The organism is Aeromonas sp. ZOR0001 (assembly GCF_000801015.1).
GTDB classification, from domain to species: domain Bacteria; phylum Pseudomonadota; class Gammaproteobacteria; order Enterobacterales; family Aeromonadaceae; genus Aeromonas; species Aeromonas veronii.
Map to the genome: position 1 here is coordinate 57,577 of NZ_JRJY01000145.1, position 26,050 is coordinate 83,626.

Annotated in this window: 27 protein-coding genes and 2 tRNA genes; 15 read left to right on the forward strand and 14 right to left on the reverse strand. The window is 60.4% G+C overall.

Going from position 1 to position 26,050, the window contains the following annotated elements:
* From astB to L972_RS17850, 6 genes are all read left to right on the forward strand, one after another.
* Window positions 1-1,030 (forward strand): N-succinylarginine dihydrolase (gene astB / locus L972_RS17825; protein ID WP_047439998.1); only part of this gene is annotated, 1,030 nt, incomplete at its 5' end.
* Between the two features lie 240 nt (window positions 1,031-1,270).
* A tRNA-Tyr gene (locus L972_RS17830) sits at window positions 1,271-1,355 on the forward strand.
* Between the two features lie 39 nt (window positions 1,356-1,394).
* Window positions 1,395-1,479 (forward strand) — tRNA-Tyr (locus L972_RS17835).
* Window positions 1,480-1,621: 142 nt separating this feature from the next.
* Complete coding sequence (locus L972_RS17840; RefSeq protein WP_043822382.1) at window positions 1,622-1,912, forward strand: hypothetical protein; 291 nt, start codon at window positions 1,622-1,624, stop codon at window positions 1,910-1,912.
* Window positions 1,913-2,189: 277 nt separating this feature from the next.
* Window positions 2,190-3,551 carry a prephenate-dependent tRNA uridine(34) hydroxylase TrhP gene (gene trhP, locus L972_RS17845; RefSeq protein WP_005334895.1) on the forward strand — a complete coding sequence of 454 codons (1,362 nt, stop codon included), beginning with the start codon at window positions 2,190-2,192 and terminating at the stop codon, window positions 3,549-3,551.
* A 1-nt stretch (window position 3,552) separates the two neighbouring features.
* Window positions 3,553-3,801 carry a YfhL family 4Fe-4S dicluster ferredoxin gene (locus tag L972_RS17850; protein ID WP_005334896.1) on the forward strand — a complete coding sequence of 83 codons (249 nt, stop codon included), beginning with the start codon at window positions 3,553-3,555 and terminating at the stop codon, window positions 3,799-3,801.
* Between the two features lie 75 nt (window positions 3,802-3,876).
* Here L972_RS17850 and L972_RS17855 read toward each other — a convergent pair whose 3' ends face one another.
* A complete protein-coding gene (locus L972_RS17855; RefSeq protein WP_005334898.1) occupies window positions 3,877-4,269 on the reverse strand; it encodes a DUF1090 domain-containing protein in 393 nt (130 codons plus the stop codon).
* 158 nt (window positions 4,270-4,427) lie between these two features.
* On the opposite strand from L972_RS17855, the gene L972_RS17860 reads away from it, so the two are divergent.
* A complete protein-coding gene (locus tag L972_RS17860) occupies window positions 4,428-4,781 on the forward strand; it encodes a DsrE/DsrF/TusD sulfur relay family protein (RefSeq protein WP_005334901.1) in 354 nt (117 codons plus the stop codon).
* Window positions 4,782-4,817: 36 nt separating this feature from the next.
* Here L972_RS17860 and L972_RS17865 read toward each other — a convergent pair whose 3' ends face one another.
* Both L972_RS17865 and sohB read right to left on the reverse strand, forming a co-directional pair.
* Window positions 4,818-6,041 carry an MFS transporter gene (locus L972_RS17865; protein ID WP_047440002.1) on the reverse strand — a complete coding sequence of 408 codons (1,224 nt, stop codon included), beginning with the start codon at window positions 6,039-6,041 and terminating at the stop codon, window positions 4,818-4,820.
* Between the two features lie 180 nt (window positions 6,042-6,221).
* Window positions 6,222-7,229 (reverse strand): protease SohB, encoded by a 1,008-nt coding sequence (sohB, locus tag L972_RS17870; protein WP_047440004.1) that lies wholly within the window; start codon window positions 7,227-7,229, stop codon window positions 6,222-6,224.
* 222 nt (window positions 7,230-7,451) lie between these two features.
* On the opposite strand from sohB, the gene L972_RS17875 reads away from it, so the two are divergent.
* Window positions 7,452-8,207: a YciK family oxidoreductase gene (locus L972_RS17875; protein ID WP_047440006.1), complete on the forward strand. Its 756-nt coding sequence runs from the start codon at window positions 7,452-7,454 to the stop codon at window positions 8,205-8,207.
* 127 nt (window positions 8,208-8,334) lie between these two features.
* On the forward strand, window positions 8,335-9,249 hold the full coding sequence (locus L972_RS17880) for a LysR family transcriptional regulator (RefSeq protein ID WP_047440008.1): 915 nt from the start codon (window positions 8,335-8,337) through the stop codon (window positions 9,247-9,249).
* Between the two features lie 15 nt (window positions 9,250-9,264).
* Here L972_RS17880 and L972_RS17885 read toward each other — a convergent pair whose 3' ends face one another.
* Window positions 9,265-10,437, reverse strand: a complete 1,173-nt coding sequence (locus L972_RS17885; RefSeq protein WP_021229826.1) for an MFS transporter — start codon at window positions 10,435-10,437, stop codon at window positions 9,265-9,267.
* A gap of 181 nt (window positions 10,438-10,618) precedes the next feature.
* On the opposite strand from L972_RS17885, the gene L972_RS17890 reads away from it, so the two are divergent.
* Window positions 10,619-11,761 (forward strand): MalY/PatB family protein, encoded by a 1,143-nt coding sequence (locus tag L972_RS17890; RefSeq protein ID WP_047440010.1) that lies wholly within the window; start codon window positions 10,619-10,621, stop codon window positions 11,759-11,761.
* An 80-nt stretch (window positions 11,762-11,841) separates the two neighbouring features.
* A complete protein-coding gene (locus tag L972_RS17895) occupies window positions 11,842-13,188 on the forward strand; it encodes a TAXI family TRAP transporter solute-binding subunit (protein ID WP_052200087.1) in 1,347 nt (448 codons plus the stop codon).
* A gap of 122 nt (window positions 13,189-13,310) precedes the next feature.
* Here the strand turns inward: L972_RS17895 and L972_RS17900 are convergent, their stop codons facing one another.
* Window positions 13,311-14,225 carry a LysR family transcriptional regulator gene (locus L972_RS17900; protein WP_047440013.1) on the reverse strand — a complete coding sequence of 305 codons (915 nt, stop codon included), beginning with the start codon at window positions 14,223-14,225 and terminating at the stop codon, window positions 13,311-13,313.
* A 170-nt stretch (window positions 14,226-14,395) separates the two neighbouring features.
* Here L972_RS17900 and L972_RS17905 point away from each other — a divergent pair, with 170 nt between their 5' ends.
* From L972_RS17905 to L972_RS17915, 3 genes are all read left to right on the forward strand, one after another.
* Window positions 14,396-15,652 carry an adenylosuccinate synthetase gene (locus L972_RS17905; protein ID WP_005362191.1) on the forward strand — a complete coding sequence of 419 codons (1,257 nt, stop codon included), beginning with the start codon at window positions 14,396-14,398 and terminating at the stop codon, window positions 15,650-15,652.
* A gap of 196 nt (window positions 15,653-15,848) precedes the next feature.
* Window positions 15,849-16,385, forward strand: coding sequence for a YbhB/YbcL family Raf kinase inhibitor-like protein (locus L972_RS17910; protein WP_005353872.1), 537 nt, complete (start codon window positions 15,849-15,851; stop codon window positions 16,383-16,385).
* Between the two features lie 11 nt (window positions 16,386-16,396).
* Window positions 16,397-17,197, forward strand: coding sequence for a helix-turn-helix transcriptional regulator (locus L972_RS17915; protein ID WP_047440015.1), 801 nt, complete (start codon window positions 16,397-16,399; stop codon window positions 17,195-17,197).
* Window positions 17,198-17,365: 168 nt separating this feature from the next.
* Here the strand turns inward: L972_RS17915 and L972_RS17920 are convergent, their stop codons facing one another.
* From L972_RS17920 to L972_RS17930, 3 genes are all read right to left on the reverse strand, one after another.
* Window positions 17,366-17,917 carry a hemerythrin domain-containing protein gene (locus tag L972_RS17920; protein ID WP_005353878.1) on the reverse strand — a complete coding sequence of 184 codons (552 nt, stop codon included), beginning with the start codon at window positions 17,915-17,917 and terminating at the stop codon, window positions 17,366-17,368.
* 70 nt (window positions 17,918-17,987) lie between these two features.
* On the reverse strand, window positions 17,988-18,665 hold the full coding sequence (gene ung / locus L972_RS17925; protein WP_005353881.1) for a uracil-DNA glycosylase: 678 nt from the start codon (window positions 18,663-18,665) through the stop codon (window positions 17,988-17,990).
* A 69-nt stretch (window positions 18,666-18,734) separates the two neighbouring features.
* Window positions 18,735-19,475 (reverse strand): substrate-binding periplasmic protein, encoded by a 741-nt coding sequence (locus tag L972_RS17930; RefSeq protein WP_047440017.1) that lies wholly within the window; start codon window positions 19,473-19,475, stop codon window positions 18,735-18,737.
* 368 nt (window positions 19,476-19,843) lie between these two features.
* Between L972_RS17930 and grcA the strand changes: the two genes are divergently transcribed.
* Window positions 19,844-20,224, forward strand: a complete 381-nt coding sequence (grcA, locus tag L972_RS17935) for an autonomous glycyl radical cofactor GrcA (protein WP_005334936.1) — start codon at window positions 19,844-19,846, stop codon at window positions 20,222-20,224.
* A 149-nt stretch (window positions 20,225-20,373) separates the two neighbouring features.
* Here grcA and kdsA read toward each other — a convergent pair whose 3' ends face one another.
* The 6 genes from kdsA to hemA all read right to left on the reverse strand — a co-directional run bounded on the left by kdsA (window position 20,374) and on the right by hemA (window position 25,977).
* On the reverse strand, window positions 20,374-21,228 hold the full coding sequence (kdsA, locus tag L972_RS17940) for a 3-deoxy-8-phosphooctulonate synthase (RefSeq protein WP_005334937.1): 855 nt from the start codon (window positions 21,226-21,228) through the stop codon (window positions 20,374-20,376).
* 183 nt (window positions 21,229-21,411) lie between these two features.
* On the reverse strand, window positions 21,412-22,212 hold the full coding sequence (locus tag L972_RS17945) for a SirB1 family protein (protein WP_005362204.1): 801 nt from the start codon (window positions 22,210-22,212) through the stop codon (window positions 21,412-21,414).
* A gap of 12 nt (window positions 22,213-22,224) precedes the next feature.
* The gene (locus L972_RS17950; protein ID WP_005334939.1) at window positions 22,225-22,608 is read right to left on the reverse strand and encodes a SirB2 family protein; all 384 of its coding nucleotides are present in this window, start codon (window positions 22,606-22,608) and stop codon (window positions 22,225-22,227) included.
* Between the two features lie 56 nt (window positions 22,609-22,664).
* Window positions 22,665-23,516, reverse strand: coding sequence for a peptide chain release factor N(5)-glutamine methyltransferase (gene prmC, locus L972_RS17955; RefSeq protein WP_047440019.1), 852 nt, complete (start codon window positions 23,514-23,516; stop codon window positions 22,665-22,667).
* 61 nt (window positions 23,517-23,577) lie between these two features.
* Window positions 23,578-24,666 (reverse strand): peptide chain release factor 1, encoded by a 1,089-nt coding sequence (prfA, locus tag L972_RS17960; RefSeq protein WP_005353897.1) that lies wholly within the window; start codon window positions 24,664-24,666, stop codon window positions 23,578-23,580.
* Between the two features lie 51 nt (window positions 24,667-24,717).
* Window positions 24,718-25,977, reverse strand: coding sequence for a glutamyl-tRNA reductase (gene hemA, locus L972_RS17965; RefSeq protein ID WP_047440025.1), 1,260 nt, complete (start codon window positions 25,975-25,977; stop codon window positions 24,718-24,720).
* Between the last annotated feature and the right edge of the window lie 73 nt (window positions 25,978-26,050).

Sequence of the window (26,050 nt, forward strand, 5' to 3'; positions counted from 1 at the left end):
CTCCAGCATGTGGACCGCCAACGCCGCCACCGTCTCTCCCAGTGCCGATACCCAGGATGGCCGCATTCACTTCACCCCCGCCAACCTGACCAACAAGTTTCACCGCTCCCTGGAGCCGGACGTCACTGGCCGCATCCTGCGCGCCGTGTTCAACAACGATCGCCACTTCAGCCACCACCTCCATCTGCCGGAAAATGATCACTTCGGCGACGAGGGGGCTGCCAACCACACCCGCCTCTGCCGCGCCTATGGCGAGGCGGGGGTCGAGCTGTTTGTCTATGGCCGCAGCGCCTTTGACTACTCCCGCCCGGCGCCGAAGCGCTACCCGGCCCGCCAGACTCTGGAGGCAAGCCAGGCCATCGCCCGCCTGCATGGCCTTGGCGAGGAGAGCGTGGTGTTTATTCAGCAAAACCCGGAGGTGATCGATCAGGGGGTATTCCACAACGACGTGATCGCGGTGGGCAACCAGAACGTGCTCTTCTTCCACCAACAAGCGTTCCTCAACACCGAAGCGGTGCTGACCGAGATCAGCGGTAAGTTTGGCGAGGGGGATTTGCACTTTATCGAAGTGCCGACTGCCGAGGTATCCGTGCTGGATGCTGTGAAGTCCTACCTGTTCAACACCCAGATCCTCACCATGCCGAGCGGAGAGATGGCCATCATCGCCCCCACCGAGTGCCGCGACAATCCGGCGGTGTCGGCCTATCTCGGCAAACTGCTGACGCAGGGCACCCCGATCAAGGCGGTCCACTATATGGATGTGAAACAGAGCATGCGCAATGGCGGCGGCCCCGCCTGTCTGCGGTTGCGGGTCGCCATGAACGATCAGGAACTCGCAGCGGTCAATCCGGCCTGCCTTATCAACGACAGCCAGTTTGCCCGCCTCGATGGCTGGGTGGATCGCCACTACCGCGACCGCCTGACCCTCGACGATCTGCGTGATCCGGCACTGGTGCAGGAGTCCCGCAGCGCACTGGACGAGCTGACCCAGATCCTGAAACTGGGTTCGGTCTACCCGTTCCAGCGCTAGATGTGATGCCCGGGAAGACCGCCGACACTGGCGGTCTTCTGCTATCTGCCTGTCTTCAGCGCGATCGCCAACTTGCACGGATGCTGTTTTGTGCAGAAAAGCAGCGCACAACTTGCTGATAAGCTTGAATTTTGAGCTGGATGTATCAAAAAATCGACGAACAGTCATTTTTTACTGCCAGATGCCTCATCAAGGGGTTCACAAAGCCTCTGGATCTGATAGTATGCGCCTCGCACTTGGGGAGGGGTTCCCGAGCGGCCAAAGGGATCAGACTGTAAATCTGACGGCTCTGCCTTCGAAGGTTCGAATCCTTCTCCCTCCACCATTCAAGTGCAAAAGTAGTGACAATCAGGAAATACCCCGTGGAGGGGTTCCCGAGCGGCCAAAGGGATCAGACTGTAAATCTGACGGCTCTGCCTTCGAAGGTTCGAATCCTTCTCCCTCCACCATCATTCAAGAAAACTCGGCCTAGCGCCGAGTTTTCGCTTTCTGCCATTCCCCTCACACTTTTTCGGTCTTGTCAGATCTGACAGTTGCAATTGCATCCCATCTTGCTCATCGTGGCATCATCGACATCAGAGTGTTCATATCATGTTTGAAGTCTGGGACGAGCATGGTCACGCCACCGGTCTGACACTGCAGGCGCTCAAAGTCAGAATCAGCAACGACTATCAGGGCGATCTGATGGTGCGCTACAGCAACAAGCTGGGACTCCCCACGACCCTCTTTCTGACCATTCATCAGGGCGTTGCCTATCAACGCTTCAAAGCGGGCTCGCCAAAACTGGATTGGGAATGGCTGGCCAGCGCAGGCAATGGCCACAGCCCCCGCAATTTTATGAGCGAACAGTTTCCCGATTTTCAACTCGCACTAGATAATTGAACATCAGCAACTATCGCTAACCCACCACCACAGATTACCTAAAAACTGATTTTCCATTCGCATGATATTCCTGCCAAATTGCATGATGACGTGGGGGCGAGTACAATCTCGCACCCCGAATATCCGGCGCATCTTCTTTAGATAACCCCGGATATGCCGTCATCGGGTCGCGCTGCATTGAGCCTCCTCTCGGAGGGCATCTTGCACCGCAACTCAACCACTACGATGCCATCAGGTGGCATCGTCCTGATTTGCAATCAGATATAAAGAGTCCGCCATGTTTAAACCAGAATTGCTCTCCCCCGCAGGTTCCCTCAAGAACATGCGTTACGCCTACGCCTATGGCGCCGATGCCGTCTATGCCGGTCAGCCCCGCTACAGCCTGCGGGTGCGCAACAACGAATTCGATCATGAAAACCTGCAGTTGGGCATCAACGAAGCCCATGCACTGGGCAAGCAGTTCTATGTGGTGGCCAACATCCAGCCCCACAACTCCAAGCTCAAGACCTTTATCCGCGACATGCGCCCCGTGGTGGAGATGAAGCCGGATGCGCTGATCATGTCCGACCCCGGTCTTATCATGATGATGCGTGAAGCCTTCCCGGATATGCCCATTCACCTCTCGGTGCAGGCCAACGCGGTCAACTGGGCCACGGTGAAGTTTTGGCATCAAATGGGCCTGACCCGCGCCATCCTCTCCCGCGAGCTGTCGCTGGACGAGATCGAAGAGATCCGCATGCAGGTACCGGAGATGGAGCTGGAAGTGTTCGTTCACGGCGCGCTGTGCATGGCCTACTCCGGCCGCTGCCTGCTCTCCGGCTACATCAACAAGCGTGACCCCAACCAGGGCACCTGCACCAACTCCTGCCGCTGGGAGTACAAGGTGCACGAAGGTAAAGAAGATGACGTGGGCCAGATCGTCCACCGTCAGGAGCCCATCGCAGTGCGTCCGGACAACACCCTGGGCCTTGGCAAGCCGACTGATGCGCTGGTGCTGCTGGAAGAGTCCAACCGCCCGGGCGAGTACATGAGCGCGTTCGAAGACGAACATGGCACCTACATCATGAACTCAAAGGATCTGCGCGCCGTCGAGCACGTCGAGCGACTGACCAAGATGGGCGTTCATTCCCTGAAAATCGAAGGGCGCACCAAGTCGTTTTATTACTGCGCCCGTACCGCTCAGGTTTACCGCAAGGCCATCGATGATGCGGTGGCGGGTCGTCCGTTCGATCGCAGTCTGATGGGCACCCTCGAAAATCTGGCCCACCGCGGCTACACCGAGGGCTTCCTGCGCCGTCACAACCACAGCGAATACCAGAACTACGACTACGGCTACTCCGTCTCCGACACCCAGCAGTTTGTCGGCGAGATCACCGGTCGCAAAGGTGACATGGTCGAGGTCGAGGTGAAGAACAAGTTCCTGGTGGGCAACAACCTGGAGCTGATGACCCCGCAGGGCAACGTCCGTTTCAATCTGGAGCAGATGGAGAACCGCAAGGGCGAGCTTATCGATACCGCGCCGGGCAACGGTCACGTGGTCTATGTGCCGGTCCCGAAAGATCTGGATGTGAACTACGGCATTTTGCTGCGCAATCTGGGCGACAGCCAGGATACCCGCAACCCGCACACGGCGGCCTGAGATGGCGCTGCTCATCACCGACAAGTGCATCAACTGTGACATGTGCGATCCCGAGTGCCCCAACCAGGCTATCAGCCTGGGTGAGGAGATCTACGAGATCGACCCCAGTCGCTGCACCGAGTGCGTCGGTCACTATGAGAAGCCGACCTGCATCAGTGTCTGCCCTATCGACTGCATCATCTGGGATCCCGCTCATGTGGAGACCGAAGATCAGCTGATGGAGAAATTTGTGCGGATGCACAGGCAGTAGCTGATGCACAGACCGTAAAACGAAAAAAAGGCCGAGCAATCGGCCTTTTTTGATCCTGCGTGCAGCGGCTAGCCATCACTTGCCGACCAGCCGGATCAGTTTGTCCAGCTCACGCTGGGCCTCCAGCATCCGGGTCTGGGACTCCTCCAGCCTGGCCTGCCGCTTGGCAATCTTCTCCGGTTTGCCACTGACTCTCGCCTCCTGCAGCTCGAGCAGACGCTCATCCACCTCGCCACGCAGTTTGTTAACCCGCTCTTTCTGCTCCTTGAGCAGACCTTCATCGGTACAGTTGGCCTTGATATTGCGCGCGGCCTGTTCCAGCCCGGCAATCTGCCCGGCATTGTTGTGTGCTTTGGCAAACACCAGCTGGTCGTTGACGGCCTGCAGACGAGCCTTGCAACCGACCGCCTCACTACCAAAGGCCTGACCCGCCAATAGCAGCAAGCCGGCTCCCAATACTTTCCACATCTCGATTCATCCGGTCTTGTTTGCGAGCTGACCATAAAAACCTCGATCGGCGACAGGGTCAAGCAAGCGGGAAAAAGGTGCGACAGAAGTTGTGCAACATCACGCAATTGCCACCCCGTTGGTTCTACAATGGCGCTCTTTCCAATCGGGAGTCTGTTATGAATCAACAAATTGTGGTCATTGCCAACGGTGCCCCCTATGGCAGCGAATCCCTGTTCAACGCCCTGCGTCTCGCTATCGCCCTCAACGAACAGGGTGGTGCCAGCCTGAAGCTGTTCCTGATGTCCGATGCGGTGAGCGCGGCGCTGGCCGGTCAGGCACCGGCCGAGGGGTACAACCTGCGCCAGATGCTGGAGATCCTGCTGGCACAGGGCGTCACCATTCGCCTGTGCAAGACCTGCACCGATGCCCGTGGCATCACAGCCCTGCCGCTGATCGAGGGGATTGAGGTCGGCACCCTGCCGATGCTGGCCCAATGGACCCTGGCTGCCGACAAGGTGCTGACCTTCTGAACCATAAGGGGCTGGCCAGCGGCAAAGTCAGCCCGGTTAGCCTACCACCGACTCCTGCCGGGCACTTCGCCGACCATGATGTCGGGCGCCAGCTTCATAAAGCGCAAAGATCGCCACACAAAGCAGCGCCATCAGCACATAGAGCAACTGACCGCTCCACTGCTCGAGGATCCAGCCTCCCAGCAGGGCGCCGGCGGCCCCTCCCAACCCGGCCAGTGCACTGGCACCAAAGTAGCTCCCCTTGAGATGAGCGGGGGCCATCTGATCGATCAGCACGTTGAGCAGGGGGAAGAGGATGGTCTCGCCGATGCTGAGCAGCAGCACGGCGCCAAACCAGTGGCTGCGCACCATCGGGTCCCCCAACGTGAAGAGCAGCTGGGCCGCCAGAAAGAGCGCCATGCCGATATGAAGCCGCCCCCGCACCGGCCAGCGTGACAACAACCGCAGCAGCGGAAACTGCAGCAGCACTACGGTCAGGGCATTGGTCGCCACCAGCAGGGCAACCAGCTCTGCCACCTGCGGCATACCGGCCCGGGTCAGGTACTGCACCAGCGGCGAGTGAAACTGGGAGTAGACCAGCACCATCAGGAGATTGGCCATCACCAGCAGCAGAAAGGCGCGATCCGCCAGCAACACCTTGATGGCATCCCGCAGTCCGGGGCCTGCCGCCCCCGGCTTGCCTGTGTTGCCAGCCCGGCGAAATCCCCAGCCAAAGGCCAGCGCCAGCAGCAGATAGCTCACCACCAGAAACAGGAAGGTCTCCTGCTGGGCATTGATCCCGAGGGTCACCCCAAGCAGCGGCCCCAACGCGGCCCCCAGGTTGAGCAGAAAATAGCGCAGGTGCAGTGCCAGCTCCCGCGCCTTGGCCGAGGCCAGACTGTCGGCCATCAGTGCCTTGCCGGGGGCATCGATGAGCCCTGACGAGAGGCCGCTGCCCATCACCCCAACCCCGAGCCAGAACACCGCATGGGAGAAACCGAGCAGGCCGAAACAGAGCATCGCCACCAGACAACCGGCCAGCAGTATGCTGCGCCGCCCGAAGCGATCAGAGAGCCAGCCGCCGTAAAAACTGACCAGGGTGGAGAGGGCTATTGAGCCGCCCAGCAACAGGCCAATCAAGGTGGCCGAAAGGTCATACTCCCGATAGAGCAGAATGGAGAGGAAGGGCCACACCATGTAGTAGCTGGTGCGCACCATAAAGGTACCCAGAATGACGATCCAGACCAGCGGGGTAAATTGCCTGAAGGTGCTCCATGACATCGCTATGCTCCATGCCCCGCAGCTCTTACCACAAGATCCTGTCATAAACGGGGAAAGCATTCAGTTGTAACAGAGGGCCTCAATAGAAACAACCCTCGCTCACCGACAAGGTGCAACCGGATGCAAAAAGGCCAGCCGATGGGCATCGGCTGGCCTTTTTATCGCGGGATTTCCCTCGGGCTAGCGCCAGGGGCTCTGCTGCCACAGACGCCCCAGTCCGGCTTCCAGCGCCTGAGCGCCCTGCTGTCCCAGCTTCTGGGTCAGACTTTTAGGCTTGCGATAGCTGATGCCGATCACCTTGTGGTGGCTGGCCTGCGCCAGCAGATAGTCATCACTGGTGCAGAGGGTATCCACCAATCCCAGCCCCTTGGCCTGACTCGCCAGCCAGTGCTCGCCGGTCGTGACCTGATCGATATCGAGTTGCGGGCGGTGTTCGGCCACAAAGGCCTTGAAGCGCTCGTGGATCGCCGCCAGCTCCTCGCGAAACTTCTCGCGCCCCAGATCGTCGTTCTCGCCGAACATGGTGATGGTGCGCTTGTACTGACCGGCGGTGTGCATCTCGAATTCGATGTCATGCTTTTTCAACAACTTGTTGAAGTTCGGCATCTGGGCGATCACCCCGATGGAGCCGACGATGGCAAAGGGGGCAGCCAGGATCTTGTCCGCCACGCAGGCCATCATGTAGCCGCCGCTCGCCGCCACCTTGTCGATAGCCACGGTGAGCTTGATGTCACGATCGCGCAGCCGCTGCAGCTGGGAAGCGGCCAAGCCGTAACCATGCACCACGCCGCCACCGGATTCGAGTCGCAGCAGCACCTCGTCGCCGGGCTGGGCGACGCCAATCACCGCGCTCACCTCCTCGCGCAGGAAGGCCACCTCTTTGGCATCCATGCTGCCGTTGAAATCGAGCACGAACAGGCGACTGCGCTCATCCCCCGCCTTGGCGCGTTTTTTCTGCTCCTCTTTCTGCTGCTTTTCCATCACCTTTCGCTCGGTCTTGCTGGCAAGCGCGCTCTTGAGCGCAAACTGCCCCTGCTCCAGCTCGCTCGAGAGATCGGTCACCACCAGCTCACCCTTGCGCGCTTTCGGCTGGCGAGTGCTGACGATCATCAGGATGATGGCGCCGATGGCCAGCAGGAAGGTCACTGTCTTGGCCAAAAACAGGCCATATTCGGTCAGAAATGTCACGATGGACTCCAGAATGGATCGGTTTTCGTCACATTCTAGGGAGTTTGGCGAATGCGCGCAAAAAATCGCAGCCAGTGTCCGGAAAAGCCAACCCGAGCATCACAACCTCTCTATTTTCTTCACATTTTTATTGCCGCTGGCTGGTCAAACAGGCGCGCGGATCAGTACACTTGGCGCCGATTGCCATGCACTTATGGCCGGAATTTGTTAACAGGAGTTGTCATGCTCGATTATCAGGCACCCCGCGATCTGCTCAAGGATAAAGTCATTCTGGTCACCGGTGCCGGCGACGGGATCGGCCGCGAAGCCGCCCTCACCTACGCCGCTCACGGTGCCACCGTGATCCTGCTCGGCCGCACCAGCGCCAAACTCGAAGCCGTGTATGACCAGATTGAAGCGGCCGGTTATCCGCTGCCCGCCATCGTGCCGGTGGATCTGAAAGGGGCCACCGCCGCCCACTACCGCGGCATGGCCGAAACCTTCGCCCAGCAGTTTGGCCGCCTCGATGGCGTGCTGTTCAACGCCGGTCTGCTTGGCACCCTCTCTCCGTTTGAACACATTCAGGAGAAGGAGTGGGACGAGGTGATGCAGGTCAACGTCAAATCGGAATTCCTGCTGACCCAGGCGCTGCTGCCGCTGCTGCGCCAGACAGCCAAGGCGCAGGGCGATGCCTCCATCGTCTACACCTCCTCCAGCGTGGGACGCAAGGGGCGCGCCTACTGGGGCACCTATGCCATCTCCAAGTTCGCCATCGAGGGGATGATGGAAGTGCTGGCCGACGAGCTGGAAAACACCGGTGTGCGGGTCAATACCCTCAATCCGGGCGGTACCCGTACCAAGATGCGCGCCAGCGCCTTCCCGGCGGAAGATCCCATGAACCTCAAGACTCCGGCCGACCTGATGCCGATCTACCTTTACCTGATGGGGTCGGACAGCCGCGGCAAAACCGGCCAGACCTTTGTGGCTCAGCCAAAATAAACAGGCGGCTCAGCCCAAATAAATCAATAAAATACCCAGAGTGTTGTGCGGCAGGGGTTAAATTGAATAGGGGGCACAGGCTCCCTGTTCGAACCACTGACCATCCTATCTCCAATCAGGTTGAACTATGTTTCGTCCCAAGAGCACGTTTGAGCAATGGCGGATCTTTCAGGCGGTGGTCGACTGCGGCGGCTACGCCCAGGCGGCCGAGGCGCTGAACAAGAGCCAGTCCTCCCTCAATCATGCGGTTGCGAAGTTGCAGCAGAGTCTGGGGGTGCCCTTGCTGGAGGTCCGCGGCCGCAAGGCGGTGTTGACCCCGGCGGGCGAGATCTTCCTCAAGCGGGCCCGTCAGCTGAGCCAGCAGGTGGAGGAGCTGGAGAATCTGGCCAACAACCTGGAGCGGCAGTGGGAGCCGCAGATCAACCTCTATGTCTCGGCGCTGCAACCAAGGGATCGCCTCTATCGGGCGCTGGCCAGCTTCTATCCCCGCAGCCGGGGTTGCCGGGTCAACCTGCACGAACGCATTCACTGCCACTTCAACGCCTTGCAACCGGGGGATCTGATGCTCTCCGAGCACCTGCCCGGCGATCGCACCGGCCTGTTGCTGGACGAGGTGTGCCTGCTGCCCCTCTGCGCCGCCAGCCATCCGCTGGCACAGGAGAAGGGGGCCATCCGCAGCGATGTATTGACCAGCCACAACCAGATCAGCCTTCATCCCCCCATTCACCGCTCGGTGGACTGGAACGATGCGGATGACACCGGCTGGAAGGCAACCCACTACCACGAAGTGCTCGCCATGCTGCGCCTTGGCCTCGGCTATGCCTGGCTGCCGCGCCATCTGGTTGAGCGGGAGCTGGCGGAAGGGTCACTCATACAGCTGGATCTGGAAAGCGGCAACGAACGCCACCTCTACACCTATCTGCTGACCCTCTCCCCCGAATCTCTCGGTCCTGCGACCGAGCTGCTGCTGCGCTGCCTGCGCAACGAATATCAGGGCGAATCAGCGCAGCTTCCGCACGCCCAGCCCCAACACGACAAATAACAGCCAGATCCCCCGTCAGACGTTGGGCACCCGCCAGCTGGCGGCCAGTGCCACCAGTGCCAATCCCAGCGCCACCATAAAGACCCCGTGGAAACTCCACACCTCCGCCACCACACCGGCGATAGCCCCCGCCATGATGGAGCCGGTGCGGATGCTGTTGGCAAACAGGGTAGTCGCCACCCCGGCCCGCCCCGGCATCAGATCCTGAAAGTAAGACATGCCGATCCCCGCCACGATACCGATGAAGATGGCGTTGAACAGCTGCAAGGCGATCAGGGCGTATTGGTCGGTGAGGGTCACCAGACCTGTGTAAAAGGCCGCGCCAGCCAGCACCGCCAGCAACATCATGGGGCGCTTGCCAAAGCGCGCCGTGTAGTAACCCGCCAGCAGCATGAAGGGGATCTCCAGCGCCGCGGCAGTGCCCATCAGGATACCGGCAAGCTTCTCATCCATCCCGAGCTCTCGGGTGATATAGAGCGGCATATTGATGAGATACATGCTGTTACAGGTCCACATCAGGGTGGAGGCGATAAAGAGCGCCCGCACCGCCGGATCACGCCAGCTGCTGACCCGCTCTGTCTCTTCGGCCATCTTGGGCAAAGGGAGAGAGGGCAGCCAGCGCCACACCACCAGGGCGCAAAGCAGGTAGGCCAGTGCCGAGGCCAGGTACATCAGCTCGAAGCCGTAGCCGATGGCCAGCGCGAAAGCGATGGGCGGGCCTATGACCCAGGCCAGCGAAAACTGGGCCCGCATCACCGAGCTGAACATGTCCGCCCGTCGGTTGCGGCTGTCGGAGTATTCCCGCGCCAGCGCAAACAACTGGGGGCTGGCTGTGGCCGCCAGCGCAGCCAGCATGACCCCCAGACTCGCCAGCAGCCAGTAGTTGCGGTTCCAGGCAAACAGCAAGGAGAGCACCACCCCGGCAAAGCAGCAGCGCAGGATCAGTCGCTTGCGATCCCCCTTGTTGTCGGAGCGATGGCCCAGCCACTGGCTGACCAGAATGCCCACCACAGCATTGATGGTATAGAAGAGCCCGACCAGAAAGGGGCGCACCTGCACCTCTTCGGCCAGAAACAGACTTAAGGTAGGCACCTGCAGTGCCACCGCGACGCCGGTCATAAAAGTCACGGCAAGAAATGAAAGAGAGACGGGGTCAGGGCGTTTGACCGCAGCTATCGACAAGCTCATAGGGTTACCACTGGTTGGAGGGACGATACGGGCTAACGGGCGGCAGCCGTATGAAAATTCGGCGCCTATCTTATGTCACTATCAAGAGCGGGCTCAAGGATGCATCAGCAGGTGTGCGCCTTGCGAGGGAGGCCGCGACCCCGTAGAGTGAAAGCCCATCCTGCCAGCACAAGGAGTTCGCATGTTTGATTTTGATCAGGAAGTAGACCGCAGTGGCACCATGAGCCTGAAATGGGACAAGTACAAGGGTCAGGATGTGCTGCCCATGTGGGTTGCCGATACCGACTTTGTCTCCCCCCCGTCCGTGATCGAGGCGTTGACCAAACGGGTCGCCCACGGCATTTTCGGCTATTCACGCCCCTCGCCGCGCCTGATCGAACTCATTATCGAACGGATGGCGACCCGCTATGGCTGGGCCATCGAGCCCGAATGGCTGGTGTTCCTGCCGGGCGTCGTGCCGGGGCTCAACCTCGCCTGCAAGGCGTGGAGCCAGCATGGCCGCGGTATCATCACCCCCAAGCCGGTCTACTACCCCTTCCTGCAGGCGCCGGGCTTCAATGATCGTCCCCTGCTCACCGTGCCGATGATTGAAGAAGCCGGTCGCTGGGTGCTGGATCTGGCACAGCTTGAGCGTCAGGCCCCCGCCGCTGATCTGCTGCTGCTCTGCAACCCCCACAACCCGGGCGGCACCATCTTCACCCGTGACGAGCTGCTGGCCATCGATGCCATCGCCGCGCGCCACAATCTGGTGATCTGCTCCGATGAAATCCACTGCGATCTGCTGCTGGATAAAAACGCCCGCCACATTCCCTACGGCGCCATCAGTGCGCAAGCGGCCGAGCGCTGCGCGGTGATGATGGCCCCGAGCAAGACCTTCAATATCGCCGGTCTCTGCTGCTCCTTCGCCATTATCCCCAACCCCCGTCTGCGCTTCAGGCTGCAACAGGCGATGCGCGGCATCAGCGCCGACGTCAACCTGCTGGGTTTTGTTGCCGCCGAAGCGGCCTATGAGGGTGGCGAACAGTGGCTGGCCGAGCAACTCGACTATCTGGCAGCCAATCTGGCCCTGATCCAGCAGGCGGTTGCCCGCTGGCCCGGCGTCAAGCTGGCCAGTCATCAGGCGACGTATCTGGCCTGGATCGATGTGAGCGCACTTGGCCTTGCCGATCCCATTGCCTTCTTCGAGCAGGCTGGCGTTGGTCTCTCCCCCGGCGCCCAGTTTGGCGACGGCCAGTTCGTGCGGCTCAACTTCGGCTGCACCAGGGCACTGCTGACCGACGCGCTGGCGCGGATGGAGCGGGCAATCCTCAACAACAAGCCCTGATTAGCCAGCAACGGGATGGGCAAGCCCCATCCCTTTTTCACTGTGTCATCAGCCAGCGGTCAACTCAGTAACGGTCAATTATGTCTCTACGGATCTTGCATCATCTTCTGCTCCCCCTCTGCGCACTCTCTGCGCTGCTCCCCTTTGGCAGCCAGGCGCTGACTATCGGAACGGGCCCGCTCAACGGGGTCTACTACCCGACCGGTGGCGCCATCTGCCGGGTGCTCAATGCCGGCCATGCCCTGCATGGGGACAGCTGCACCGTGCAGAGCACCCGTGGCTCGATGGCCAACCTCAAGGCACTCGACAAGGGGGACGTACAGCTGGCGCTGGTACAATCCGATGTGTTGCACCACGCCCTGCACGGCACCGGCCCCTTCAGCGGGCAGGGGGCCAACAATGAGCTGCGCAGCCTGTTTCGCCTCTATCAGGAGTCGTTGACCCTGCTGGCCGCCCCCAATAGCGGCATCACCACCCTGGCAGATATCGAAGGGAAGCGGGTCTATCCGGGCAACAAGGGCGCCGGTGAGCAGATCACCAGCCAGGCCCTGATGGCAGCCATGGGATGGCAACCCGGGCAGTTTGCTGCCTATCAACTCAAGTCGGACAGCGAACCGCTGGAAGGGCTGTGCGATGGCTCGCTGGATGCCGCGTTTGTGGTTGCCGGTCACCCCAGTCTGGCGGTCGGCGATCTGATCAGCCGCTGCAAGGTGCGCCTCATCCCCATCGAAGGGGAGCAAATCGACACGCTGCTCAAGCAACACCCCTACTACCAGCGCAGCCGTATCGCCGCCAACCTCTATCCGGGACAGACCACAGCCATCAACAATATCGGGATGAGTGCCGAACTGGTGGCGCTGGCCAGCCTGCCGGACCCCATCGTCCGAACCGTGCGCGATACCCTGCTGGCCCGGGTCAAACAGTTCAGTCGGCTGCATCCTGCCCTGAGCAAGGTGACCCCCGAGCAGTTGCAGGCGCAAACCGAGCTGCCCCTCCATGCGGGGATGTCGGATCAACCGCCAGCCCCCTTGCCACTGACCCCCGAGCAGTTAACCGCGGAACAGCTGATACCGGAGCCGTTAGCACCAGCGCCATCGGCCTCGGAGGCGGTGCCCACGACAGGGCCGGTGAGTACCGCCGACGGGGCGACTGCGCCCTCTGACGCGACCGCCACCAGCAGTGCCGCAGTGACGACAGAAGCCACAGAGGTTAATCCCTTGCCCGAAGAGGCGCTTGAGGTCGCCCCCGAGCTCACTGCACCAACCACCGAGGGTGAGAGCGTGGCCCCTTCGGCCGCAGCGTCAACTGCGCCAGCACCATCAGCTGCCGTTTCGACTCAGTTGCCGCAAAGCGCCTCTGCGGCAACTGCGCCGCAAGAGCAGGCAATCCAGCCTGCCACCAGCGCAGCCACACAGCTGCAACCCTGAATGGTCAGCTCCCACAAATGCATCAGGGCAGCTTCGGCTGCCCTGATTGTTTACGCGCGTTCAATAGTGACAATTGATGGCGGCTTAGTCACCCCGATAGGCCTGCTCACCTTGCCGCCCCGCTACGGCTCCATCACCCGGGTCAGATAGGGGTTGGGCTTCTGGATCTCCTCCTCCACCCAGTGCAGCAACTGCTTGATGGCCCGCGACAACACCTGATTCTGGCGCACCACGTAGCCCAGACTGGTCCCGGGAAAGTCGCCGAGGCTGGTGACCGGCGCGGTGAGGTTGAGGCGCGGATGCAGGGAGAAGTCCGGCACGATGGCGACACCAAAGCCCGCCTCGGCCCAATCCAGCTGGGCGTCGACGCTGCCCACCTCCATGATGCGGCAAGGGGGTAACGCCAACAGCGGCAGGGATGGGTCGATCAGCGCCCGGGTGCGGGTGTCGTGACCGAGCAGGATCAGGGTCGGCTCGTCGAGGGGGTCGCTCTCCCCCGCCACCCCCCGCGCCTGCCAGCGGGCAAGGCCGTGGCCCAGCGCGCACCAGGTCACCTGTTGCAGCTCGGTATAGAAGAGCGGCTCGCTGCGCTTTTGCGCCATCACGAAGCCCAGATCCGCCTTGCCCGCCTTGACCAGCTCGGCCGCCTGATCCGAAGTGGTGTTGAACAAAGTAAGGTCGATGCCGGGGAACTCCCGCTTGAAGCGCTGGAACGGCTGGATCAGCAGCAGGCGGGAGATGATGTCGCTGGCGGCGATGGCCAGCGTCCCCTGACTCAGCTGGTTGAGGGCATTGAGATCGGACTGACAGAGCTGCAACTCGGCAATGGTGCGCTCGGCGCTTTGCAGCAGCCGCTCCCCCGCCTGAGTCAGGCGAAACGGGCTGCGCTCGATCAGCCGCACCCGGGTCGCCTGCTCCAGCCGCTTGATATGCAGGCTGACATTGGGTTGGGTCATGTGCAGTTCGGTGGCGGTCTGGCCAAAATGTTGCAATCGGGCCAGAGTGACAAAGGTTTGCAACCAGTGAATATCCAGCATAAGAGTCCCTCAACCCGCAATGTGCGGGGCTTGCCAGGCAAAATCGGACGGTTTGCCGCTTAATTGGCCATAATTATATGGTTCTCTTATCGGAATTATAAAGATAATTAATTTTTCTAATCCGCATCAGGCTCCTAGGATGGACGCCTAACGTCTTAGGAGAAAGAGTCATGTCGTCTATCGTAGTCGTAGGTGCTAACTGGGGTGATGAAGGCAAAGGCCGCATCGTGGATTATCTGGCAGGTCAAGCTGGCGCCAGCATTCGCTTCCAGGGCGGCAACAACGCTGGCCACACTGTGGTCAACGACCTTGGCACCTTCAAGCTGCACCAGGTTCCGAGTGGCGTATTCAACCCGGATTGCCTGGTTGTCCTCGGCCCGGGCATGGTGATCAGCCCCGAGAAACTGACCGTCGAGCTCGAGGAAGTCAAAGCCTCCGGCGTGACTCCGAAGCTGGCCATCTCTGACCGCGCAACCCTCTGCCTGCCGCTGCACGCACTGGAAGATACCCTGGAAGAGCAACGTCTGGGTGACGGCGCCTATGGCTCCACCCGTCAGGGCATCGCCCCTGCCTACGGCGATCGCGTGATGAAAAAAGCGATCCTGGTTGGCTGGCTGAAACAGCCGGACGTGCTGGTCGAGCGCATCCAGTTCATGCTGGACTGGAAACTGCCGCAGATGAAGGCTATCTACCCCTCTTTCGAATTCACCCAGACTGCCCAAGAGATGGCTGACTGGCTGCTGGAAGTCTCTGCCCCCTGGATCGACGCAGTGTGCAACGTCAGCATGCCGCTCAAAGCGCTGCAGGCAGAAGGCAAGACCCTGCTGTTCGAAGCGCAGTTGGGCGCTGGCCGTGACCTGATCTACGGCGAATACCCCTGGGTGACCTCCTCCCACGTATCTGGCGCCTACGCCGGTATCGGTGGCGGTCTGCCGGGTCTGCGCCCGGAGCGCGTCATCGCTGTGGCCAAGGCATTCAGCTCCTCTGTCGGTACCGGCACCCTGCTGACCGCCATGGAGAACCAGGACGAGTTCCGCAAGATCACCAACGAGTTCGGTGCCACCACCGGCCGTCCCCGTGATGTCGGTTACTTCGACGCCGTCGCCACCAAGAACGGTGTCGAGCTGCAAGCCGCCACCGAAGTGGCACTGACCAAGCTGGACTGCCTGACCGGTCTGCCGGATCTGAAGATCTGCGTGGCCTACGAAGGTGCCCACACCGAGAACCCGATTTGGCCGCAAACCGCTGCCCTGAAGCCGGTTTACGAGCAGATGGAAAGCTGGAGCGAAGACATCACCGGCTGCCGCACCTTCGAAGAGCTGCCCAAAGCGGCCCAGCAGTACGTGCTGCGTATCGAAGAGCTGCTCGGCGTACCGGTTCCGATGGTTTCCGTCGGCCCGGGCCGTGACGAGATGATCCTGCGCTAAGCCGCACCTCTCATCGTCAAACAAAAAACCGGCATCCCTGATGCCGGTTTTTTTATGGCTGCCGTTTACCTTCTTGCAATAAAACCACCAAAAGGCTCAATTAACTCAACAATCGACCTCACATTGAGCCGTTCTGCAATAACATTCTACCCTGCCCTCGTTAAAGTGAACCCGTTACCACACGAGGAGTCACCCGATGAAATTGCTCAAACAGAGTGCCCTGTTGCCACTGCTCTGCCTGACGGCCATGCCGGCCTTTGCCATGACCCTGAAGAGCACGGACATTCACGAAGGCCAGTTGATGGACAAACAGTTCAGCTTCAACGGCTTTGGCTGCAGCGGCGACAACCACTCGCCCCAACTTAGCTGGCAGGATCTGCCGGCAGGCACCAAGAGTGTTGCCATCACCGCCTATGACCCAGATGCCCCCACCGGCAGCGGTTGGTGGCACTGGCTGGTGGTGAACCTGCCTGCCACCCAGAGCGAGCTGGCCAGCAATGCCTCAGGCAAGCTCAAGCAGGGATTGGAAATCCGCACCGACTTTGGCAGCCAGGGTTACGGCGGCCCCTGCCCGCCCGCAGGTCACGGCATGCACCGCTATCAGTTCACCGCCTGGGCCCTGCCCCATGATCTCGAGGTGAAGGCCGATACCCCGCCCGCTATGGTAGGCTACATGCTCAACAGCATGGCGCTCGGCAAGGCCACCCTGACCGCCACCTTCGTCACCCCCTAGGAGCCAACCGGATGAGCACTCCCCTGCTGCAACAGAGCCACTATCTCGGGATCCGCCAGCAGCCCCTGCACCGGGTGCTCATCTATGCCCCGACCCTCATCTGGGTCACCCAGGGGAGCAAGCAACTATGGTGGCGCGAGCAGCGTCTGTCGTTTGACAGGGAGCGGTGGCTGCTGATCCCGGCAGGCCACCAGCTCACCTTCGTCAATCAACCTGATCAGGGCAAGTTTCGCTCCCACGCCATCACGCTGCTGACCCCACCACCGCCGGAGTGGCTGGCCGAGTCAGCCCCTTCCCACGCCGATCTGGAGGAACCCGCCGTCAAGGTCACCCCCGGGCTCGCCTTCTGCTTTGAACTCATCAGCACCATGGCCGAACGGGGACTGAGCGAAGCAACACAGGCCGAACTGCTGCGCGGCTTCTATGCCGAGCTGCGGGCCGCCAACGCCCTCGGGTTACTCTTTCCCGCCAGCACCATGACCCTCGCAGAGCGGCTGGCACGCTACCTGGCGGTGGAACCCGGCATCGACCACACCCTGGAGGCAGTGGCCCCCCACTTCTCCATGAGCCGCGCCTCCATGGTGCGCAAGCTGGCCGCCGAAGGTCGCAGCTTTCGCCAGTTGCTGGCTCAGGTGCGCATGAGCCACGCCCTCAACCTGTTGCAACAGGGCTTGACCCCGCTGGAGGTTGCCCTCGCCTGCGGTTATGACTCCCCCAGCCGCTTTGCCGCCCGCTTCAAACAGGAGTTCGGCCTGACGCCCCACCAATACCTGCACACCTGCCCATCCACCCTGCTCAGTCACGCCAGATAGTCGATAAGTAACTTCTCTGAAGAGAGTGACTGCCAGCAGTTGTGTATCCTTGGGCTGCGCAATGGATGGCAACATCCATAATGCAAAAGGCCTCCGGATGGAGGCCTTTCTGTTTTCACTCAAGTTGCACTCATACAATACCTGCCACGCTGCGGGTACGGGCTAGTCTTAGCCGGTCGTGAGCGGCAAAGAGAGGCGTTTGGCCAGTGCCTGGAAGTGCTGGCTCACCTCAGCCCCGAACAGGGGGTCGCCAATGGCGCGGTTCTGCCAGTTTTGCTCCAGATGACGCCAGTCATCCTCGGTCAGGGAGTCACGCAGATGGGGGAAGATCACCCCCTCTTCATAGTTCATGTGTGCCTCTTGCAGCTCCACGAAGCGCTCCAGCTTGGTAGTGAACTGATCGAGGGGGATCACCGCATCCATCAGGATCATCTCCACCATCTCCTTGAGATCGGCCCCGGCCTCCAGCAGCTTGACGTGCTCCTCCTGCAGGCGGTTGGCGACCTCACCCTCCACCACCCGATATTTCAGGTAGTAGTCATAGATGAGGTCTTCCTTGGGATGGTGGTACTTGTCAGAGACCTCCCGCAGGTAGTCGATGACATCGCGCACCAGAAAATAGCTGATGGGCTCTTCGGCACGGATGGCTGCCAGCTTGTGCTTGAGCAGCTCCAAAAGTCGGGCGATGTTGAGATGGTCCTTGTGCAGACTGGATAACATGGGCACTCCTTGGCTCTGAATAAATCTTATGTCCCTGAGTATACGGTCATTTGTCGCCCGAACTTTGCACTCAATCAAGTGGAATGCAGACAGATTTCCACTCTATCGGACTCTTGCCCTGTTGTTCCAGCAAGCGATTGGTCTCGCTAAAGTGACCGCAACCGATGAAACCGCGGTGGGCAGAGAGAGGGCTCGGGTGCGGCGCGGTCAGCACATAATGGCGCTGGCGATCGATGAAACGCCCCTTCTTCTGGGCGTGGGCGCCCCACAGCAGAAACACCACGCCCTGACAGCTGGCATTGATCTGCTCGATGACCCGATCGGTAAAGGTCTCCCATCCCAGATGGGCGTGGGAATGGGCCTGACCGGCTTGCACCGTCAGCACAGTGTTGAGCAGCAGGACCCCCTGTTTGGCCCAGGATTCGAGAAAGCCGTGATTGGGTGTGACGAAACCTGGCAGGTCACGCTGCATCTCTTTATAGATGTTGACCAGTGAGGGAGGCGTACGCACGCCGGGCAGAACGGAGAAGCAGAGCCCGTGCGCCTGATTGGGGCCGTGGTAGGGATCCTGCCCCAGGATCACCACCTTGACCTGATCCAGCTCGGTCAGCTTGAAGGCATTGAACACATCGGTAGCTGGCGGGTAGATCACCTTGCCCGCTTCCCGCTCGGCTCTGACAGTTGCCAGCGTACTCTTGAAATAGTCCTGCTCTTTCTCAGAGCCAATCACATCACTCCAGGTCAGCACCCCGGCCTCCTCACTTGATACGGCGAAGGGCTCAGGATAGGGGGCCAGCCCGCAAGACGCAACCGTGGCTCACGCTTTCCAGAGCCTGGCGAGGCGCCCCGAGCGCTCCAGCTTGCGCAGGCCGGTATTGAACAGCAGCATCAGACGGCGCGCCTCGGGATCAGCCTTGCGCATCAGCAGGTATCCCGGTTGCGACCAGATGGGGTCGGCGGCGCCGGTCAGTGACAGCGATTGGGGATGACGAACGAGCGCCATCTGGAACATGGTCTGTGCCACCTGCTCATCCATCACCAGATAGTGGATCCGCCCGTCAAGCAGCTTGCCCATGCTCTCCTCATCGGAATCTGACCACTCGAGGGTGAGCCCGGCTTGGCGAGCGGCAAAACCATCGCCATAGAAGTAGCCACGGGTCACCCCGACCGGCTCGTGTTTCAGCTCACCCAGATTGACCGCGGGCGTACCGGTAAGCGTCATCAGGCGAGTGGTGAAATGGCCGAGCGAGGCGGAGAGATAGAAAAGCTGCTCCCGCTCGCGGGAGCGAAACCAGGGCATGGTGACCACATAGCGCCCCTCCAGAGTCAGTCGGTAAGCCTCGGCCCAGGAATAGAAGTGAAAGCTGACATCGAGCCCCTCTTCGGCAAAGGCCTGGCGCACCACCTCACAGAGAAAGCCCTGATTGGGCAGCGCCTCACTGATATAAGGTGGCCACTCGCCCACAGCAATACGCACCGTCTCGGCCCGTACCGCAACACTGCTTGCCCAGCAACAGAACAGGGCCAGCCATGCCCACTTTCGCCATCCATTATTCACCCGGCACTCTCCTCGCTTTTTTTGCTGAGTGTAGCCAACCCCTCAATTAACCTCAGAAAAAGCCTAAAAGATGTAGTTAAATTACTAGATTAACGAGATAAAAGATGCATAATTTGGATATCTTACAAAATCAGAAAAATGACCTATTTTTGATTCAACTCAAGAATTTAATCCCATTGAAATGGCACTTTGTCGGATTTTCTTGATCTGGATCAATTTTGGTAATATTACCACCATGGTATATATGACCCCATCAAAGAAAAGGTGTAAGGCAAGGGCCCTTTAAGTCATCGCCATCGACGGTAGCTTAAATACATCAGGGTAATTTCCTTACAGTTGGATTCGCGTTCCCATTGAGGAGTCATACCATGATCAAAGGCATTCAAATCACCCAGGCCGCCAACACCGCTCTGCTGAACTCTTTCTGGCTGCTGGACGAAGAGAAGCAACAAGCTCGCTGCATCTGCGTCAAAGGCGATGCTTTCGCTGCCGATCAAGAAGTGCAACTGGCTGACCTGGGTCAGTTCGAATACCGCGAACTGCCGGTTCAGGCTGAGCCTGCTGTTGAAGGTGGCCAGCACCTGAACGTCAACGTGCTGCGTCGCGAAACGCTGGAAGATGCTATCGAAAACCCGGAGAAGTACCCGCAGCTGACCATCCGTGTATCTGGCTACGCAGTGCGTTTCAACGCCCTGACCCCGGAACAGCAGCGTGACGTGGTTACCCGTACTTTCACCCAGAGCCTGTAATCAGCGCCCTGCAGTGAAGAGCTGATACTTGCGGTATCAGCACAAAAAACGGCCGACTGGCCGTTTTTTTATGCGTGCTTGTCACCGCATCCTTATCAAAAAATGCCCCGCATTGCGGGGCATTTTCATCAGGCATGACAGCGTCGGGATCAGGCCGAGGTATCGAGAGGTTCGAAGCCCTTGATCAGGTCATCGATGGCCTTCATCTGTTTGAGGAAGCCTTCCAGCTTCTCCAGCGGCAGGGCACTCGGGCCATCGCAGCGAGCAATTTTCGGATCCGGGTGGGATTCGATAAAGAGACCGGCCAAACCGACCGCCATACCGGCACGTGCCAGCTCGGTCACCTGTTCGCGACGACCACCGGAAGCGGCACCCAGCGGATCACGGCACTGCAGGGAGTGGGTCACGTCAAAGATCACTGGATAGCCGCCGGTGCTCTTCTTCATCACGCCCAGACCCAGCATGTCCACCACCAGGTTGTCGTAGCCGAAATTGGCACCGCGCTCGCACAGGATCAGCTGGTCGTTGCCGCACTCCTCGAACTTGTCGGTGATGTTCTTCATCTGGCTTGGGCTGAGGAACTGCGGCTTCTTGATGTTGATAACGTTGCCGGTGCGGGCCATGGCTTCCACCAGATCAGTCTGGCGCGCCAGGAAAGCGGGCAGCTGGATAACGTCCACCACCTCGGCGACAGGCTTGGCCTGATGGGGTTCGTGCAGATCGGAGATGACCGGCATGCCGAAGGTCGCTTTCAGCTCCTGGAAAATCTTCATCCCCTCTTCCAGACCCGGACCGCGGTAGGAGTGGATGGAGGAGCGGTTGGCCTTGTCCCAGCTCGCCTTGAACACAAACGGGATGCCCAGCTTGCTGGTCACTTCCACGTACTTCTCGCACACCGCCATCGCCATGTCGCGGGATTCCAACACGTTCATGCCACCAAACAGTACGAACGGTTTGTCATTGGCAACGTCGATCTGGTTGATCTTGATATTCTTCTGTTCCATCTAAGACTTCCTTAATGAAGGGGCCTGAAGCCAAGTTACTCCGTTGCAGCCGAGCGCTGCGGCCTTGATATTCTTCTGTTTCAACTCCAAGACATCCTTAATAAAAGGGCCTGAAGCCTAGTTAATCCGTTGCGACCGGACGCAGCGGCCTTGATATTCTTCTGTTTAAGTTTCAAGCCGCCCTTAATGGAGGGGCTTGGGGCTCAGATCCAGCGCGGCCAGCTGCACTTTCAGCACATCGGCGACCGGATCGTCCGGGCATTGTTCAATAAAATATTCAAAATCATCGGCGGCCTGGCGCGGGCAATCGAGCTGCTCGTAGATAAAGCCGCGATCCCGCGTCTCCAGCGGATCGCCGGGCTTCATCCGCAGCAACAGCTCGCTGCAACGTAGCGCCTCGGGCATGCGATCTTCCCGCAGCAAAGCCCCCTTGCTGACGTTGAGCAGCCGTTCGATGATCTCCCACTGGCCGGAGGGCTGCAGGTAGTCGGGGGTCAGGGTCGCCAAGTCCCCCAACGCACCGCGCAGCAGCAGCTCGATGCGGGCCAGGCTCAGCTCGTCGCCGGTAAAGGGGTCAACATAGACCTCCCCCTCGCCACCGGCAAAGCTCACCAGGAAGTGGCCGGGGAAGCAGATCCCCTCCACATCGAGCCCAAGCTTGCGCCCCAGCTGGATGATGAGAATGCCGAGGCTGACCGGGATCCCCTTGCGCTGAACCAGCACCTGATTGAGATCGCAGTTGTTGGCAGAGAAATAATCCTGCCAGTCGCCATGAAAACCGAGGCTGTGGTAGAAGCCCTGCAGCAACTGCTGGCGCACCTCGTCGCAGGTGCCCTCTTCGATCTGCTCGTCCAGCCACTCGTCCAGCAGGTTCAACTCGCGGATCCCTTCCTCGACCGAGCCATAAATCTCGTCGCTGACTGACAACGCCAGCTCGGTGATGTCGTGGGCTTCGAAATCGGTCCATTCGTCTATGTGTAACATTCTCTTCATGCCTTAGCCGAACACACTCGTCTGTTTGAGCACTGCCAACTTGGCAATAAAGTAGATCCAGCCGAGCGCCCCCAGAAAGGAGCACCAGCGCACCAGATTGCTTTTGGCCAACCGCAGCGCCATCGCCGCCAGAAATACCAGCACCAGAATGGCCATCAGCTTCTCGCTGAGCCAGGGCGTTCCGTTATTGAGCGGGTTGAGATCCAGCACCATGCAGAGCAATACGCCGGAGAGCACCACCAGACCGTTGAGCCAGCCGCTGACCTTCATCACCGGCGCGCTATAGGCTCGGCCAGTGGCGGTCTGTACCCAGTAGAAGCGGAGCATAAACATCAGCACGGCCCCGGCAATCAGGGTGAGGTGCAGGTGTTTGAGCACAAAAACCATATTCAATCCTTGCATGGGGGCGCACAGGCAACCCGCCGTGTAACAGTGAGGAACCGTCAGCGCAGCGGGCAGAGGCCCTGCGTCACCCTATCGTTATCCCCGTAATCGCGCACCGTGGCTACCTCGCGGTAGCCGCCATCACGCAGCAACTGACGCACCGCCTCCCCCTGATCCCAGCCATGCTCCAGCAGCAACCAGCCATCGGTCAGCAGATAAGCGGGGGCATGGGCCACGATGTGGCGGATATCGGCCAGCCCGGCGTCATCGGCAACCAGCGCCGATCGGGGCTCAAAGCGCACATCACCCTGCTCGAGATGGGGATCGGCGCCATCAATATAGGGGGGATTGGAGACAATCACCGCAAAACGTGGCGTATTGTCGCGATCCGGCTCGCCAAGGGGCTCGAACCAGCTGCCGTCGCGCACCTCGATGGGTAACCCCAGCGCGGCGCTGTTCTCGCGGGCCAGTGCCGCGGCATCGGCCATCCGATCCACCGCCCACACATCGATTTCGGGTCGCTCGGACTTGAGCGCCAGCGCGATGGCGCCGGTGCCAGTGCCGAGATCCAGCACGGCGCACGGCTCCTGCGGGATTCTGGTCAGCGCCTGCTCGACCAGCACCTCGGTATCGGGGCGCGGGATCAGGGTCGCCGGGCTCACCTTGAGGGGCAGCGACCAGAACTCCCGCTCGCCCACCAGATGGGCAATGGGTTCGCCATTGAGACGACGGGCCAGCCACCCCTGCAGGGTGGCCTGCTGGGCGGCATCCAGCTCACGCTCGGGCCAGGTCATCAGATAGCTGCGACGACACCCGAGCAGATGGCAGAGCAGTACATCGGCGTCGGCGCGGGGGGACTCCCCCTCAGCCAACACATTCATGATATGGGCGCGGGCCTGCTGGATCTGCATCAGTGCCAGTCCACCTTATGGGCAGAACACTTAATGCGAGCTTGCCGGATCACCATTTGCATTAGTTGTTCTCGGCCAGCGAGGCGAGCTGATCGGCCTGATACTCCTGCACCAGCGGGGTGATGACGCAGTCCAGATCCCCTTCCAAAATTTCGGAGAGGCGATAGAGGGTCAGGTTGATGCGGTGCTCGGAGAGGCGACCCTGCGGGTAGTTGTAGGTACGAATGCGCTCGGAGCGATCGCCGGAGCCCACCAGATTGCGGCGGGTGCTCTGCTCGGCGGCGCGATGGCGCTCATCCTCGGCCGCTTGCAGGCGGGCGGAGAGCACCGACATCGCCTTGGCGCGGTTCTTGTGCTGGGAGCGCTCGTCCTGACACTCCACCACCAGACCGGTCGGCAGGTGGGTGATGCGGATGGCCGAGTCGGTCTTGTTGACGTGCTGACCGCCGGCACCGGAGGCGCGGAAGGTGTCGATCTTCAGATCGGAAGGGTTGATCTCGATCTGCTCGGCTTCCGGCACTTCCGGCAACACGGCGACGGTACAGGCGGAGGTGTGCACCCGGCCCTGAGACTCGGTCTCCGGCACCCGCTGTACCCGGTGACCACCGGATTCAAACTTGAGACGGCCATAGACGCGCTCGCCGTCGATCTTGGCGATCACCTCCTTGTAGCCACCGTATTCACCGTCATTGCAGCTGACGATGGAGACGCGCCAGCCCTGACGCTCGGCAAAGCGGGAGTACATGCGGAACAGGTCACCGGCAAAGATGGCCGCTTCGTCGCCACCTGCACCGGCGCGGATCTCCAGATAGCAGTTGTTGTCATCCTTGGGATCCTTGGGCAGCAACATCAGTTGCAGCTCCTGCTCCAGCGCCTCCAGATTGGCCTTGGCCAGCGGCAGCTCCTCCTGCGCCATCTCGCGCAGGTCGGCATCGTCCTCCTCCAGCATCATCTGGGTGGTCTCCAGATCATCCTGAGCCTGACGGTAACGCTGGAAGGCGTGAACGATATCTTCCAGCTGGGCATATTCGCGGGTCAGGGCGCGGTAGCGATCCTGATCCGAGACCACATCCGGCTCGCCGAGCATGGCCTGTACTTCTTCGTGGCGCTCGATGAGGCCTTCCAGCTTTCTGATCAGTGACGGATTCATAACTCTTGCATTCTCAATGGAGGACGGGACAACCGGCAGGTTGCCCGAAAATTATGGCTCTTGTGACAACCCCAGCGCCTGCCGCAAGCGGGAGAGCTCGCTCTGATCCCCCTGGGAGGCAGCCTGGCGCAACGCCTGGGTCGGCGCGTGGATCAATTTGTTGGTGAGGCGATGGGCCATCGCCTTGAGCGCCTGTTCGGCACTCTCGCCCTGCGCCAATGCCAGCAGGGCCCGTTGCAACTCTTCATCAGCCACTTGCTGTGACTGATGGCGGTAATCGCGAATGAGGTCGACCGAGCTCTGGCCGCGATACCAGCCCATAAACTCGTCGCGCTCTTCCTGCACGATCACTTCCGCCTGTGCGGCAGCCCGCTTACGGGTTTCGAGGTTCTGCTCGATGATCCCCTGCAAATCATCCACCGTGTAGAGATAGGCATCGGAGAGCTCATCGACTTCGGCTTCGATGTCGCGCGGCACGGCAATATCCACCAGAAACATGGGTTTGAAGCGGCGGGCCTTCAGCGCGCGCTCCACCATCCCCTTGCCGATGATGGGCAGTGGGCTGGCGGTCGAGCTGATGACAATATCCGCCTCGTGCAGATAGTCGGGGATCTCTTCGAGCGTCATCACCTGGGCACCGAATTCGGCTGCCAGGGTCTGGGCGCGCTGCAAGGTGCGGTTGGCCACCATCATCTTGGTGACGCTCTGCTCGCGCAGATGACGGGCCACCAGTTCGATGGTCTCCCCCGCCCCGACCAGCAATACCTTGGTCTGGGAGAGATCGGAGAAGATCCGCCGACCCAGACTGACGGCGGCAAACGCCACCGACACGGCACTGGCGCCAATCTCGGTATCGGTACGCACTCTTTTCGCCACCGAGAAGGATTTCTGGAACAGCCGCTCCAGCGCCCCCTTCACCGACTCCGCCTGCTGGGCATGAGCGTAGGATTGCTTGATCTGCCCCAGGATCTGCGGCTCCCCCAGCACCAGCGAGTCGAGCCCGCACGCCACCCGCATCAGGTGGCGCACCGCCTCTTCATCGTGATGCTGATAGATGGCAGTGACCAGTTCGGCCGCGTCCAGCCCGTGGAACTGCTGCAGCCAGCGCAGCACTTGCTCCTGCCGCTGCTCCTCCAGATTGCAATAGAGTTCGGTCCGGTTGCAGGTAGAGACGATCACCGCCTCGCTGACACCGGGTTGGCTCACCAGCTCACGCAAGGCGCGATCGATGCAGTCCGGGCCAAAGGCGACCCGTTCCCGCAAGGCGACACTGGCGGTGTTGTGGTTGATTCCGAGGGCAAGCAAACTCATGAGTGGGCGACGATCATTTCATACGCTGGGTGCAAAGGCTGCCAATTGTACGAGAAAGGGTAAGTCTTTAAAA